Source organism: Agrobacterium sp. GD03872, assembly GCF_029840625.1.
Classification (GTDB): Bacteria; Pseudomonadota; Alphaproteobacteria; order Rhizobiales; family Rhizobiaceae; genus Agrobacterium; species Agrobacterium fabrum_A.
On record NZ_JAOCCY010000011.1, the window covers coordinates 1 to 13749 of the forward strand.

The 13749-nt window shown below is 60.8% G+C and carries 11 protein-coding genes; 8 read left to right on the forward strand and 3 right to left on the reverse strand.

What is annotated here, in order from left to right; translation table 11 throughout:
• Positions 1 to 88 precede the first annotated feature (88 nt).
• Positions 89 to 841, reverse strand: a complete 753-nt coding sequence (gene map / locus N5D22_RS19780; protein WP_279659174.1) for a type I methionyl aminopeptidase — start codon at positions 839 to 841, stop codon at positions 89 to 91.
• A 53-nt stretch (positions 842 to 894) separates the two neighbouring features.
• Positions 895 to 1956 carry an LLM class flavin-dependent oxidoreductase gene (locus N5D22_RS19785; RefSeq protein ID WP_279659173.1) on the reverse strand — a complete coding sequence of 354 codons (1062 nt, stop codon included), beginning with the start codon at positions 1954 to 1956 and terminating at the stop codon, positions 895 to 897.
• Between the two features lie 208 nt (positions 1957 to 2164).
• Between N5D22_RS19785 and N5D22_RS19790 the strand changes: the two genes are divergently transcribed.
• The 5 genes from N5D22_RS19790 to N5D22_RS19810 all read left to right on the forward strand — a co-directional run bounded on the left by N5D22_RS19790 (position 2165) and on the right by N5D22_RS19810 (position 9299).
• Entirely contained in the window at positions 2165 to 2941 is a 777-nt protein-coding gene (locus N5D22_RS19790) for a 3-hydroxybutyrate dehydrogenase (RefSeq protein WP_279659172.1), read from the forward strand.
• A 138-nt stretch (positions 2942 to 3079) separates the two neighbouring features.
• Positions 3080 to 4549 (forward strand): xanthine dehydrogenase small subunit, encoded by a 1470-nt coding sequence (gene xdhA, locus N5D22_RS19795; RefSeq protein ID WP_279659171.1) that lies wholly within the window; start codon positions 3080 to 3082, stop codon positions 4547 to 4549.
• 194 nt (positions 4550 to 4743) lie between these two features.
• Positions 4744 to 7083 (forward strand): xanthine dehydrogenase molybdopterin binding subunit, encoded by a 2340-nt coding sequence (gene xdhB / locus N5D22_RS19800; RefSeq protein ID WP_279659170.1) that lies wholly within the window; start codon positions 4744 to 4746, stop codon positions 7081 to 7083.
• A gap of 194 nt (positions 7084 to 7277) precedes the next feature.
• The gene (xdhC, locus tag N5D22_RS19805; protein ID WP_279657539.1) at positions 7278 to 8132 is read left to right on the forward strand and encodes a xanthine dehydrogenase accessory protein XdhC; all 855 of its coding nucleotides are present in this window, start codon (positions 7278 to 7280) and stop codon (positions 8130 to 8132) included.
• 237 nt (positions 8133 to 8369) lie between these two features.
• Positions 8370 to 9299: a LysR substrate-binding domain-containing protein gene (locus tag N5D22_RS19810; RefSeq protein ID WP_279657538.1), complete on the forward strand. Its 930-nt coding sequence runs from the start codon at positions 8370 to 8372 to the stop codon at positions 9297 to 9299.
• On the opposite strand, the gene N5D22_RS19815 is transcribed toward N5D22_RS19810, so the two are convergent.
• Positions 9275 to 9613, reverse strand: coding sequence for a hypothetical protein (locus tag N5D22_RS19815; RefSeq protein WP_279657537.1), 339 nt, complete (start codon positions 9611 to 9613; stop codon positions 9275 to 9277). The genes N5D22_RS19810 and N5D22_RS19815 overlap by 25 nt on opposite strands.
• Before the next feature lie 508 nt (positions 9614 to 10121).
• Between N5D22_RS19815 and puuD the strand changes: the two genes are divergently transcribed.
• From puuD to N5D22_RS19830, 3 genes are all read left to right on the forward strand, one after another.
• The gene (gene puuD / locus N5D22_RS19820; RefSeq protein WP_279657536.1) at positions 10122 to 11384 is read left to right on the forward strand and encodes a urate hydroxylase PuuD; all 1263 of its coding nucleotides are present in this window, start codon (positions 10122 to 10124) and stop codon (positions 11382 to 11384) included.
• A complete protein-coding gene (gene guaD, locus N5D22_RS19825; RefSeq protein ID WP_279657535.1) occupies positions 11381 to 12691 on the forward strand; it encodes a guanine deaminase in 1311 nt (436 codons plus the stop codon). The genes puuD and guaD overlap by 4 nt, the downstream gene beginning before the upstream one ends.
• Before the next feature lie 306 nt (positions 12692 to 12997).
• Positions 12998 to 13717, forward strand: coding sequence for a sulfite exporter TauE/SafE family protein (locus N5D22_RS19830; protein WP_279657546.1), 720 nt, complete (start codon positions 12998 to 13000; stop codon positions 13715 to 13717).
• The last annotated feature ends 32 nt before the right edge of the window (positions 13718 to 13749 follow it).

The following is a 13749-nucleotide window of genomic DNA, read 5'->3' on the forward strand; positions in this document are numbered from 1 at the left end:
GGGCACCCGCTCGCCTCACTCAGGAGCCAAGGCGAGGCAATGGACATTTGTAATTTGCCCTTGATAAACCGAACTCAGTCCCCGCCCCTCACTCAGCCAGCGTCAGCACCAGCGGCCCATTCTTGGTCGCAACCACAGTGTGTTCATACTGCACCGTCGGCGCGCTCGGATCGCTATAGAGCGTCCACGGATCGTCATCGCCGTCTTCGGCCCAGTAAGCCCCCGTCGAGAGAAACGGCTCGACGGTAAACACCATGCCTTCCTGCATGATGCGCCGCTCGTCCTTGTCCGGCCAGGTCGCCAGTTCCTTCGGCTCTTCGTGCAGCGAGCGGCCGATACCGTGGCTGGCGAGATTGGTGATCAGCGTATAGCGGTTCTTCTTGGCGAAAGCGCCGATGGCATTGCCGATATCGGCGAAAGGCCGGCCGGTCTTCACCTGCTGCAAACCCGTCCACATGGCGCGCCTGCCATCGCGGCACAGCCGCTCGATGTCCTTCTTCACCGGCGGCACGGCGAAAGACGAACCCGTATCGCCGAAGAAACCGTTCTTGACGGCCGAGACATCGATATTGACGAGATCGCCCGCCTTGATGATGCGCGGGCCGGGAATGCCGTGCGCCACTTCCTCGTTGACGCTGATGCAGGTCGCACCCGGAAATTTGTAGCAGAATTCCGGCGCCGATTGCGCGCCGTTATCCTCCAGCACCTTGCGGCCGATGGCGTCCAGCTCGGCCGTGGTGATGCCGGGTTCCAGCGCGTCCGCCATGGTCTGCATCGCGACGGCGCAGAGACGGCCGATATCCTTCAGCAGAACCAGTTCTTCTTCGGTGGAAATGACCATGTCTCTGTCCGTCTTCTGTATGGCGGGTCTCAAAACGCCCGCCTTGGCAATCATCAGGCCGTGGCTTTCACCGGATCGGCGCTCCCCGTCAATTCTTTTCTGACGATAGGGGCGACTTTCGTACCATAAAGCTCGATGCCGCGCATGATCTGATCGTGCGGCATCAGGCCGATGGCCATCTGCAGCAGGAAGCGGTCGTTCCTGAAGACGCCATGCGCCTTGATGATCTTTTCCGCCACCAGTTCCGGTTCACCGAGGAAGAGATTGCCCTCCGGCCCACGCGACGCATCGAAATGCGCCCGGTTCGTCGGCCCCCAGCCGCGTTCGCGGCCGATGCGGTTCATTACTTCCGCCTGCGGGCCGTAAAACTGGTCCGCCGCCTTGTCGGTGGTGTCGGCAATGAAGCCGTGCACATTGATGCTGGTGCGCAGTCTGGTCTTTTCCTGCCCGGCGCGGCGCGCGGCCTCATGATAGAGATCGAACAGCGGCGCAAAGCGGCGATATTCACCGCCGATGATGGCAAGCGCCACCGGCAGGCCCATGGCGCCTGCCCGCGCCACCGATTGCGGCGTGCCGCCGACGGCGATCCACACTGGCAGACGCTCCTGCAACGGACGCGGATAGACCCCACGCCCGTTAATGGCAGGATGCTTGGTGCCGGACCAGGTGACGATTTCCTGCTCCCGCAGCGCCAGAAGCAGATCGAGCTTTTCGGCGAAGAGCACGTCATAATCTTCGAGATCGTAACCGAAGAGCGGATAGGATTCGATGAAGGACCCGCGCCCCGCCATGATTTCGGCGCGGCCGTTCGAGAGGAGATCGACGGTCGAAAATTGCTGGAACACCCGCACCGGATCGTCCGAACTCAAGACCGAGACGGCGCTCGTCAGGCGAATGTTCTTCGTCTTCACCGCAGCTGCCGCCAGCACCGTTGATGGCGAGGACACGACATAATCCGGGCGGTGGTGCTCACCCAGCCCGAAAACATCGAGCCCGACCTGATCGGCAAGCTCGATTTCCTCGAGAAGATTCTTTAGACGGCGTGCGCCTTCCGGCCCGCGGCCATCGGCGGGATTGGGATTGACATCCGCGAATGTGTAAAGACCGAGTTCCATAGATGATACCTCTGTTTGCTTGCCTCAGAGATAGGGACGGACTGTCCTTCAGACAAACCTAAAATCTGGAAGTTTAGCTTCGAAAAACTGGATGGGCGCGGCCGGATTCACCGCTCTGCCACCCTCACCCGAAATCGCGATTGCCAGCCCGCCCCCTTTGGGCATACGCTGCCTAAACATGTGCGAAGTAATGCAAAAAGGGGAAAGCATGCATCGGACAGTTATCGTGACAGGCTCCACAAGCGGCATCGGCCTCGCTATCGCGCAGAGATTTGCGAGGGAAGGCGCCAATATCGTGCTGAACGGCTTCGGCGACGAGGACGAGATCGAAAAACTGCGCCTTCTGCTGGAAGCGGAAAGCGGCGGGCGTGTGCTTTATCACCCCGCGGATATGACGAAACCGGACGAGATCGCCGATCTCATTCAGTCCTCGCACGAAAAACTCGGCTCGGTGGATGTGCTCGTCAACAATGCCGGCATCCAGCATATCGCGCCCATCGAGGAGTTTCCGACGGAGAAATGGGACTGGATCATCGCCATCAATCTGACCAGTTCCTTCCACACAATGCGCGCCGCGATACCGCTGATGAAGAAGGCCGGCAAAGGCCGCATCATCAACATCTCCTCGGCCCACGGTCTCGTCGCCTCACCGTTCAAATCGGCCTATGTAGCGGCCAAACACGGCATCATGGGCCTGACGAAGACGGCCGCGCTTGAGCTTGCCCAGACCGGGGTTACCGTCAACGCCATCTGTCCCGGTTATGTGCTGACCCCGCTCGTCGAAAAGCAGATACCAGAGATGGCCAAGGTGCGCGGTATCAGCGAAGAGGCGGTGAAGAACGACGTGATGCTGGAATTGCAGGCGACCAAGCAGTTCGTCACCGTCGATGACGTCGCCGCCGCTGCACTGTTTCTGGCAAGCGACGCGGCAAGTAACATCACCGGCACCCATATTTCCGTGGATGGCGGCTGGACGGCGCAATAATTGCCGAACTTTCTTTCCGTTTTGGAAACAATGAATTGCCAAAACGGAAATCGATATACGCCTGCGGGCGTGCATATGATGCGCAGGGACAATGACAAGAAACCGGCTCGGCAGCCGGTCAAAAAAGCAGGGCATTGCATGAACGACGCGATCAGCTTCATCCTCAACAGCGAAACCATCTCGCTGAAGGATTTCGGACCGACAGACACGCTTCTCGATTATCTCCGCATCAGCAAGCGGTTGACCGGGACAAAGGAAGGCTGCGCCGAAGGCGATTGCGGCGCCTGCACGGTGCTGGTCGGGCGGCTGCTCGATGGTTCGCTGCGTTATGAAAGCGTCAATGCCTGCATCCGCTTTTTAGGTTCGCTGCACGGCACCCATATCGTGACGGTCGAGCATCTGGCCGCGCGCGACGGTACGCTGCACCCCGTGCAGCAGGCGATGGTGGATTTCCACGGTTCGCAATGCGGTTTCTGCACGCCGGGCTTCATCATGTCGCTTTACGGCCTGTGGCTTGCCAGTGAAACCCCCGGCCGCGCCGACATCGAAAAGGCGCTGCAAGGCAATCTCTGTCGATGCACGGGGTATGAGCCGATAGTCCGCGCCGCCGAAAAGATCGCCGCTGCGCGCCCGAGCGCCCTCTTCGACCCGCTGCAACGGGACCGCACCGATATCATGGCCAGGCTCTGGGCCATTCGCGCCAACGAGACGATCATCGTCACCCACGGCGAGGACCGCACCATCATTCCAGCGACACTGACCGAACTGACCGAGATTTACGCTGCTGAACCGAAAGCGACCATCGTGGCCGGCTCCACCGATGTCGGCCTGTGGGTGACAAAGCAGATGCGGGCGCTGAACCCGGTCATCTTCATCAACAATCTCGGGGATCTGCAAACCATCGCCGTGGATGAAGAGGGCGTGACACTCGGCGCAGGCGTCACCTACAGCCAGGCCTTCAAGACCATTGCGGAACACTTCCCGCCGCTTGCCCGGCTGTTTGACCGGCTCGGCGGCGAGCAGGTGCGCAATATGGGCACCATCGGCGGCAACATCGCCAACGGTTCGCCCATCGGCGACACGCCGCCGGCGCTGATCGCACTCGGGGCGACGCTGACCTTGCGATCCTCCTCCGGTAACCGCAGCCTGCCGCTGGAAAGCTATTTCATCGACTACGGCAAACAGGACCGGCTGAGCGGCGAATTCGTCGAGAAGCTCTTCATCCCGTTCCGGAAGCCGGAAAGTCTCTACGCCGTCTACAAGATTTCCAAGCGGCGCGATGAGGATATTTCCGCGCTCTGCGCCGCCTTCAACCTGACGCTCGATACTGACGGCGCGGTCGAAGACATCCGCATCGCCTTCGGCGGCATGGCCGGCACGCCGAAACGCGCCGCGCATCTGGAGGCGGCGCTTCTCGGCAAAGAATGGCGCCAAGAAACGATCGATGCGGCGCGGGATGTGCTGGACGAGGATTTCACCCCGCTGACCGACTGGCGGGCGACTGCCGAATATCGGCAACTGACGGCCAAGAACCTGCTGACGCGGTTTTTCCTGGAGACTTCGGGACAAAGGCAGGAACTCAGCCGTTTCTCGCTGGAGGAGGCGTGATGATGGCGATGGCGACACCCGCACCCTCCCTCATTCCTGTGCTTGTCACAGGAATCCAGCCGACGCGCGTCTGCGCGGCGAAAGACTCTTTTCAGCCCAAAGACTTGGGCTGGCTGGAATCCTGTGACAAGCACAGGAATGAGGGACTATTATCGCTGTCATATACCGTAATTCACCAAGAAGGAGCTTGAACCATGGACACCACAAGCTTCGACAAGACCAAGACCGAAATCGACGGCCCGATGCACGCTTCGCTCCGGCACGATTCCGCCCATAAGCATGTGACCGGCAGCGCCGAATACATCGACGATATTCCCGAACCCGCCGGACTGATCCATGGCGCGCTCGGCCTTGCTGACCGGGCGCATGCCGAAATCGTCTCGATGGACCTGTCCGAGGTCGAAGCCACACCGGGCGTGTTCTGGGTGATGACGGGCAAGGATGTGCCCGGCGAAAACGATGTCTCTTCCGGCGGCCGTCACGACGAACCTTTGCTGGCCGAGACAAAGGTCGAATTCCACGGCCAGCCGATCTTCGCGGTCTTCGCCGAAACCCGTGATATCGCCAGAAAGGCGGCCCGCAAGGCAAAGATCACCTATAAGGACCTGCCGCATTTCACCGATATCGATACGGCGATTGAGAATGGCGGCGCGCTGGTCATCGATCCGATGACGCTTAAGCGCGGCGATGCCAAGCTGGAAATGGATGTTGCGCCCCGCCGCCTCACCGGCACGATGCGGATCGGCGGGCAGGAGCATTTTTATCTCGAAAGCCACATCGCCATGGCCGTGCCGGGTGAGGATGACGAGGTGACGCTGTGGAGCTCCACCCAGCATCCGAGCGAAATCCAGCATATCGTCAGCCACATCCTGCAGGTGCCGTCCAACGCCGTCACCGTGCAGGTGCGCCGCATGGGCGGCGGTTTCGGCGGTAAGGAAACGCAGGGCAACCAGTTCGCCGCCCTTTGCGCCATCGCCGCCAAGAAGCTGAACCGGGCCGTGAAAATCCGCCCCGACCGCGACGAGGACATGACGGCAACCGGCAAGCGCCACGATTTCCGCGTCGATTACGAGCTTGGCTTCGATGAGGAAGGCCGCATCCACGCCGTCGACGCCACCTATGCCGCCCGCTGCGGTTTTTCCTCCGATCTCTCCGGCCCGGTGACGGACCGCGCGCTGTTTCACGCCGATTCCAGCTATTTCTACCCGCATGTGCATCTCACCTCGCGGCCGCTGAAAACCCACACCGTCTCCAACACCGCCTTTCGCGGTTTCGGCGGCCCGCAGGGCATGCTGGGCGCGGAACGCTTCATCGAGGAAATCGCCTATGCGGTGGGCAAGGACCCGCTTGATATCCGCAAGCTGAATTTCTACGGCGAGACCGGCTCAGGCCGCACCACGACGCCCTATCATCAGGAGGTCGAGGACAACATCATCGCCCGCATCGTCGAGGAGCTGGAAACCTCCAGCGACTACCGCGCGCGACGTGAGGCGATCATCGAGTTCAACAAAACGAGCCCGATCATCCGCAAGGGCATCGCGCTCACGCCCGTCAAATTCGGCATCTCCTTCACCATGACCGCCTTTAATCAGGCGGGCGCGCTGGTACATATCTATAATGACGGCTCCATCCACCTGAACCATGGCGGCACCGAAATGGGCCAGGGTCTTTATACCAAGGTGGCGCAGGTGGTGGCCGATGCCTTCCAGGTGGATATCGGCCGGGTGAAAATCACCGCAACGACCACCGGCAAGGTGCCGAACACCTCGGCCACCGCCGCCTCCTCCGGTACGGACCTGAATGGCATGGCGGCCTATGACGCCGCCCGCCAGATCCGCGAAAGGCTCGTCAAATTCGCCGCAGAGAACTGGAACGTGCCGGAAGAGGAAGTCGTCTTCCTGCCGAACCGGGTGCGCATCGGCCTTGAGGAAATCGCCTTCAACGATTTCATCAAAAAGGCCTATTTCGCCCGCGTGCAGCTTTCCGCCGCCGGTTTTTACAAGACGCCGAAAATCCACTGGGATCGCGCCGCCGGCCGCGGCACGCCATTTTATTATTTCGCCTATGGCGCGGCCTGCTCGGAAGTGTCGATCGATACGCTCACCGGCGAATATATGATGGAACGCACCGATATCCTCCACGATGTCGGCAAGTCGCTGAACCCGGCCATCGATATCGGCCAGATCGAGGGCGCCTTCGTGCAGGGCATGGGGTGGCTGACGACGGAGGAATTGTGGTGGGACGGCAAGGGGCGGCTGCGCACCCACGCTCCCTCCACCTACAAGATCCCGCTCGCCTCCGACCGGCCGAAGAGCTTTAACGTCAAGCTGGCGGAATGGGCGGAAAATGCCGAACCCACCATCGGCCGCTCCAAGGCCGTGGGCGAACCACCCTTCATGCTGGCGATCTCGGTTCTCGAAGCCCTCTCCATGGCCGTCGCCTCCGTCGCCGATTACAAGGTCTGCCCGCGCCTCGATGCGCCGGCAACGCCCGAACGGGTTCTGATGGCGGTGGAACGGCTGAAGAAGGTGTGAGGGGGGAGTATCCATGCGGCCAAGCCCCCTCATCCGGCCCTTCGGGCCACCTTCTCCCCGGCGGGGAGAAGAAAGTTCCCGCAAGCTCCCCGCTGCGGCCAAAAGCCTCTTGAATTGCCGCGACAGCGCGGCAGGTTTCTTCTCCCCGCCGGGGAGAAGGTGGCGCGAAGCGCCGGATGAGGGGGCCAGCACCAATGCCTGATACCTCCCTTTCCAACTTCCTCGCCCGCTCCCCCACCGCGATCCTCGTGGAAATCGAGGCCGTGAAAGGCTCCTCGCCGCGTGAGGCCGGAACCTTCATGCTGGTAAGCCAGGATGCGCTGTGGGCAACGATCGGCGGCGGGCAGTTCGAATATATGGCGATGGACCATGCCCGCGCCATGTTGAGGAACGGTGTGGCCGAGGACCGCATGGATATTCCGCTCGGCCCGGAAATCGGCCAATGCTGCGGCGGTCGCACCCTCATCCGCTTCCAGCGGGTGACGAAGGAGATCGCGGTCGCTCTTGAGACGCGGTTGAAAGGCGAAGCCGAACAGCAGCCCGCCATCTTCATTTTCGGGGCGGGCCATGTCGGCAAGGCGCTGGCAGATGCGCTGTCGCTGCTACCCCTGACGCTGACAGTGGTGGAAACACGTGAGAACGAGTTGTACGGTCTTCCGCAGGACATCGCATCCGTGCTGACCCCCATGCCGGAGGCGCTCGTTACGAAAATCCCGGCAAATGGGGCTGCCATCATCGTCACCCACGATCACGCGCTCGATTTCCTCATCGCGAAGGAAGCGCTCGCCCGCGACAATCTCGCCTATGTCGGCATGATCGGCTCGAAGACCAAACGCGCCACTTTCGCCCATTGGCTGGAGCGGGAGGGAGAGCCCATGTCCCGCCTTGCGAAACTCACCCTGCCCATCGGCGGCAACAGCGTCAGGGACAAACGGCCTGCAATCATAGCGGCCCTTGTGGCAACCGAGCTGCTGCAAGCATTTTCCGCTGCCGAAACCCGTCGCAGCGAAAATCGACACGGCCATCCTCAAGGCCAAGATCACGCCTGAGCCCGTCCGGCAGGCTTTCATCCGCCAGATTGTCGGGTTGAAGGCTTTCAAGGGTAAACCGTTCCGCTGTCCGCAGGCCCGCACGCAGGCGGGACCACGCGCGCAAGAGTGCTGTGCGCATGTTCGTCTCCATTCAAAAATGTCAGAAGCTCAGTTGATGAATTGAGCTAAAAATGCTCTGTTTTCCGGAGAAAAACCAATGAAACCTTCGGCAGTTGGCATAAAGAGAACTTATCCATGAAAATGTCCCGCCAGTTTCCCCTGAACGCCCTGCGGGTGTTCGAAGCCGCCGCAAGGCATCTGAGCTTCACCAAGGCCGGCGAAGAGCTGGGCATGACCCAGACGGCGGTGAGCTATCAGGTGAAACTGCTGGAGGAGAATATTGGCGAGCCGCTCTTCATCAGAAAGGCGCGGCAGGTCTCGCTGACCGAGGCCGGGCAGAAACTTGCGCCGAAAGTCGCGGAAGCCTTCACCAATCTGCGGGAGGCCGTCGACAATCTGCGCGACACGTCCGACGCGACCCTGACAATCCATTCCACCGCTACCTTCGCCTCACGCTGGCTTTCGCGGCATCTGGGCGCCTTCCAGCTCGAACATCCGTCAATCGCCGTGCGGCTCGATACATCGAGCGCATTGATCGATTTTTCCCAGTCGGACTGCGATGTCGCCATTCGCTGGAGCAAAGATAACGGCAAAGGGCTGATCTATCATCAATTGCTGCGCGGCGTTTATACTCCGATGCTGCATCCGGGCCTTGCCGAAAGCATCGGTGGATTGCACAAGCCGGAAGACCTGCTGCGCCTGCGCATCATCGATCCCGGCGACATCTGGTGGAGCCAGTGGTTTCAGGAAGTGGGTGTTGAAAATCCCGGCCTCGACCGTTATCCCCGCAGCCGCCTCAATGTGCAGGCCTTCGAAGCCGCCGCCGCGATCGCCAGCCAGGGGGTGGCCATGCTCACCCCGGAACTTTATGCGGATGAGATTGCGCTCGGCCGCCTTTATCAACCCTTCGAGCATCTCAGCAGCGAAGGCAAGAACTACTGGCTGGTCTATCCCGAAAACCGCAGGAACATTCGCAAGATCAGGCTGTTCCGCGACTGGATATTGAAGCGGATCGAGGAAAGCCGGCCACAACAGTTGCCTCAAAATCCCATGTCCGGCGCATAAAAACAGCGCGGCGTATCCTCATCCGGAAACAGGCAGAGATGATATTCGCCATCCTCGGATCGTCTTGCCTCGCTCTGCGACCAGCTGAAGACGTGGCGTCGCGTGACCATGCGGTGATCGCCGGGTGCGAGCGAGACCTCGTAACCGTCAGACGTAACACGGACACTGCGCGTGGGGATCATCTGACAATCGCCGGTTTCGGCGTCGCCATTGCAGCAATAGCTTTCATATTTGAACCCCTTGTGGGATTCATGGGCAAGCGCGGTGGCGGTGAACGCCATAAGCAGGAAGAGGACCGTCAGAACAAGGCGCATCGGCATGGTCTCCGTTGAAACAACGGCGGCTGCCGGAAGATCGTTGCGTCCCTTTATTCAAATTTCACACATCAATACGCACCCGGACACAACGGCACCGGGAACTGCGATACCTGCCCCCTGAACTGCCCCCGCCCCAGGGTTCGCAGCGCCCGCTTTCGGCTTGAGCCGCCAGCGAAACATGTCCTGGAAGCCCTGCGCATCGGCGCGAAAATCGAAATCGATTCTCGGCAACAGGCCCAAGGCTCCGCAGCCTTATATTTTAGCATATCAGCAGGCTGCACAAAGAATAATAGCTGAGTCGCGTTAGTCAGCTAAGCACAAACTATGCGACAGGAACGAACTCCTGCAACTTTACCGGGATTGCCCGCGCACCTGGAAGAACCGGGCAAAGATTGCGGACACAAATGCATCGGATTGTGAACAATCACTGCCTGCCCTCTGCTTTTCCCTTTCCTAACGGTCAAATTTCTCGCAAGGTGCGCTGCACAAGGATCAGGGGAACCGCATGTACGAATATGCCATTGCGTGGGAATGGATGGCCTTTGCCGTCCGCTGGCTCCACGTCATCACCGCCATCGCCTGGATCGGCTCATCCTTTTATTTCATCGCGCTCGATCTCGGGCTGGTCAAACGGCCGCATCTGCCGCCGGGGGCCTATGGCGAGGAATGGCAGGTGCATGGCGGCGGTTTTTATCACATCCAGAAATATCTGGTTGCGCCCGCCCAGATGCCCGAGCACCTGACATGGTTCAAATGGGAAAGCTACGTCACCTGGCTTTCCGGCTTCGCCATGCTCTGCATCGTTTATTATGGCGGCGCCGATCTCTTCCTCATCGATCATTCGGTGCTGGCGCTCACCCAGTTCCAGGCCATCTGTCTGTCGCTCGCTTCGCTTGCCATCGGCTGGCTGTTTTACGATTTCCTCTGCAAATCGCCGCTCGGCAACAATACCTGGGGCCTGATGATCGTGCTCTATGTCGCGCTGGTGGCGATGGCATGGGGTTATACGCAGGTCTTCACCGGCCGCGCCGCCTTCCTGCATCTCGGTGCCTTCACCGCCACCATCATGTCGGCGAATGTGTTCTTCATCATCATCCCCAACCAGAAGATCGTCGTTGCCGACCTGATCGCCGGGCGCACGCCGGACCCGAAATATGGCCGTATCGCCAAACAGCGCTCACTGCACAACAACTACCTGACGCTTCCCGTCATCTTCTTCATGCTGTCGAACCATTATCCGCTGGCCTTTGCGACGCAGTTTAACTGGATCATCGCGGCACTGGTCTTCCTGATGGGCGTCACCATCCGCCACTGGTTCAACACCACCCATGCCCGCAAGGGCAAGCCGACTTGGACCTGGCTCGCGACCGCCCTCATCTTCATCGTCATCATGTGGCTTTCCACCGTGCCGAAGGTGCTGACCGGCGAAGAAGAACAGAAGGCCGCCACCCTTTCGCCGATGCAGCAGCAATTCGTCGCCGACGCGCATTTCGCCAAGGCGCGCGATGTGGTTCAGGGCCGCTGTTCCATGTGCCATGCGGCCGAGCCTGTCTGGGAAGGCGTGCCCTTCACGCCAAAATCGGTGAAGCTCGAAACCGACGAACAGATCGCCGCCCATGCGCGCGAAATCTATTTGCAAGCCGGCCGCAGCCATGCCATGCCTCCCGGCAACATCACCGCCATCACCCCGGATGAGCGCAAGGTGCTGACCGCCTGGTACGAAAGCGCGGTTTCCGGGGCTGGAAAAGCCGAAGGAAAGACTGAATGAGCATGGTTCTGCTGCGTGGCCGCCTGCTGAGCTTCCGCCGCGCGCCGCTTTCGATCGACGATACGCAAAGCTATCTCTATATCGAGGATGGCGGCCTGCTGATCGAGAACGGCAGGATCGCCGCCATCGGCGACTACGCCGATATCCGCAAGCAAGCCCCCGAAGACATCGAAGAAAAGGACCACCGGCCGCATCTCATCGTGCCGGGCCTCATCGACATGCACCTGCATTTCCCGCAGATGCAGGTTATCGGCTCCTATGCCGCCAACCTGCTGGAATGGCTGAATACCTATACTTTCCCGGAAGAATGCCGTTTCGTCGAAAGCGCCCATGCCCAGCGCATCGCCACGCATTTTTACGACGAGCTGCTGCGCCACGGCACCACCACGGCCGCCGCCTATTGCTCCGTGCACAAGACCTCCGCCGACGCCTTCTTCACTGAGGCCATGAAGCGCAACATGCTGATGGTGGGCGGCAAGGTGATGATGGACCGCAACGCTCCGCAGGGCCTCTTGGACACGCCGGAAACCTCCTATGACGAGACGCGCCAGGTCATCGCCGACTGGCACGGCAAAGGCCGCAACCACGTGGCCATCACCCCCCGCTTCGCCATCACCTCCACGCCGAAGCAGATGGAAGCCGCACAGGCGCTGGCGCAGGAATTTCCCGATCTCTTCATCCAGACGCATCTGTCTGAAAATCTCGACGAGATCAAATATACCTGCGAACTCTACCCGGAAGCGACCGACTATACCGATATCTACGTGCGTTACGGCCTGATGGGCAAAAAGACCCTGCTCGGCCACGCCATCCACCTCTCGGAGCGCGAAGCGGACGTACTCTCGGAAACCGGCGCGGTGGCGGTGCATTGCCCCACCTCGAACCTCTTCATCGGCTCCGGCCTCTTCCCGATGAAAAAGCTGCAACGGCGCGAAAAGCCCGTGCGCATCGCGGTTGCGACCGACATCGGCGGTGGCTCCAGCTATTCCATGCTGCGCACCATGGACGAGGCCTACAAGATCCAGCAATTGCTGGGCGAGCGCCTGAACCCGCTGGAAAGCTGGCATCTGATGACCCGCGGCAACGCCGAAGCGCTTTCCATGGTCGACCGCATCGGCACGCTGGAGGCCGGCACGGACGCCGACATCACGGTGCTCAACGCCTCCTCCACGCCCGCCATGGCGCTGAAGATGGAAGTGGTGAACAGCCTGACGGAAGAACTGTTCCTGATGCTGACCATGGGCGACGACCGCACGGTGGTTGAGACCTATGTGGCCGGCAGGGCGATGAAGAGCACGCTTGCATAGTTCGGCTGGGGCCGAAACATAAAGCTGCGGCCTCATTTATATCGGTCACACATTGGAGTGAGCGGATGCCGCGTCTTTCTTCTCCCCGCCGGGGAGAAGTCCGCGGCAGCGGGATGAGGGGGCAAGGGTGGTGAGATACGGCAACGTTGCCCCCTCATCCGACCCTTCGGGCCACCTTCTCCCCGGCGGGGAGAAGAAACCATGCCGCACCCGCTCGCTCCCAATGACAAGCTGACGCCATCCCGGCCGAAATGCGAATGACCTCTGGAGTGCACCGTGCCGGATCTGGACACAACCACAATGCTCATGGTCTTCACGACCTTCACCATCGCGGGCATCGTCAAGGGCGTGACCGGCATGGGGCTGCCCACCGTCGCCATGGGCGTGCTCGGCCTGTTCATGCCGCCCGTCCTTGCCGCCGGGCTGCTGATCCTGCCCTCCTTCGTCACCAATATCTGGCAATTGCTGGCCGGGCCGGATTTCAGGGCCATCGTCGCGCGGCTATGGCCGATGATGATCGCCATCGCCGCCGGCACCCTCATCGGCATCCGGCTGATGACGGCAGGCACCGGCATCTGGACCACCTCGGCGCTCGGCCTGTGCCTTGCTGTTTATGCGGCCTACAGCCTCTTCGCCAAACCCCTCTCCGTTCCGGCACGGCTGGAATCCAGCCTCTCGCCGGCCATAGGGCTGACAACCGGCCTGCTGACCGGCGGCACCGGAATTTTCGTCGTGCCCGCCGTGCCCTATATCCAGTCGCTCGGTTTCAACCGCGACGATCTCGTGCAGGCGCTCGGCCTTTCCTTCACGGTTTCGACCATTGCGCTTGCCGCCAGCCTTGCGTCTCAAGACGCCTTCCGCGTCGAGCATCTGTCGCTTTCCGCACTCGCCGTGCTGCCGGCACTTCTCGGCATGTGGCTCGGCCAGAAGATCCGTAACATCGTCAGCCCGGCCACATTCCGGCGCTGGTTCCTCATCTGCCTGCTTTTACTGGGAGCCGAGCTGTTCTTGCGGGCTTTCTGGTGATGAGGCCCGTCGATTTTGATGTTGCAACCACC

What these genes read in the sequence shown, in the direction of transcription:
- xdhB (WP_279659170.1), top strand. Translation starts at nt 4,744, where the DNA reads ATGGACACCACAAGCTTCGACAAGACCAAGACCGAAATCGACGGCCCG.
- map (WP_279659174.1), bottom strand. Translation starts at nt 841, where the DNA reads ATGGTCATTTCCACCGAAGAAGAACTGGTTCTGCTGAAGGATATCGGC.
- guaD (WP_279657535.1), top strand. Translation starts at nt 11,381, where the DNA reads ATGAGCATGGTTCTGCTGCGTGGCCGCCTGCTGAGCTTCCGCCGCGCG.
- N5D22_RS19790 (WP_279659172.1), top strand. Translation starts at nt 2,165, where the DNA reads ATGCATCGGACAGTTATCGTGACAGGCTCCACAAGCGGCATCGGCCTC.
- N5D22_RS19830 (WP_279657546.1), top strand. Translation starts at nt 12,998, where the DNA reads ATGGTCTTCACGACCTTCACCATCGCGGGCATCGTCAAGGGCGTGACC.
- xdhC (WP_279657539.1), top strand. Translation starts at nt 7,278, where the DNA reads ATGCCTGATACCTCCCTTTCCAACTTCCTCGCCCGCTCCCCCACCGCG.
- puuD (WP_279657536.1), top strand. Translation starts at nt 10,122, where the DNA reads ATGTACGAATATGCCATTGCGTGGGAATGGATGGCCTTTGCCGTCCGC.
- N5D22_RS19815 (WP_279657537.1), bottom strand. Translation starts at nt 9,613, where the DNA reads ATGCGCCTTGTTCTGACGGTCCTCTTCCTGCTTATGGCGTTCACCGCC.
- N5D22_RS19810 (WP_279657538.1), top strand. Translation starts at nt 8,370, where the DNA reads ATGAAAATGTCCCGCCAGTTTCCCCTGAACGCCCTGCGGGTGTTCGAA.
- N5D22_RS19785 (WP_279659173.1), bottom strand. Translation starts at nt 1,956, where the DNA reads ATGGAACTCGGTCTTTACACATTCGCGGATGTCAATCCCAATCCCGCC.
- xdhA (WP_279659171.1), top strand. Translation starts at nt 3,080, where the DNA reads ATGAACGACGCGATCAGCTTCATCCTCAACAGCGAAACCATCTCGCTG.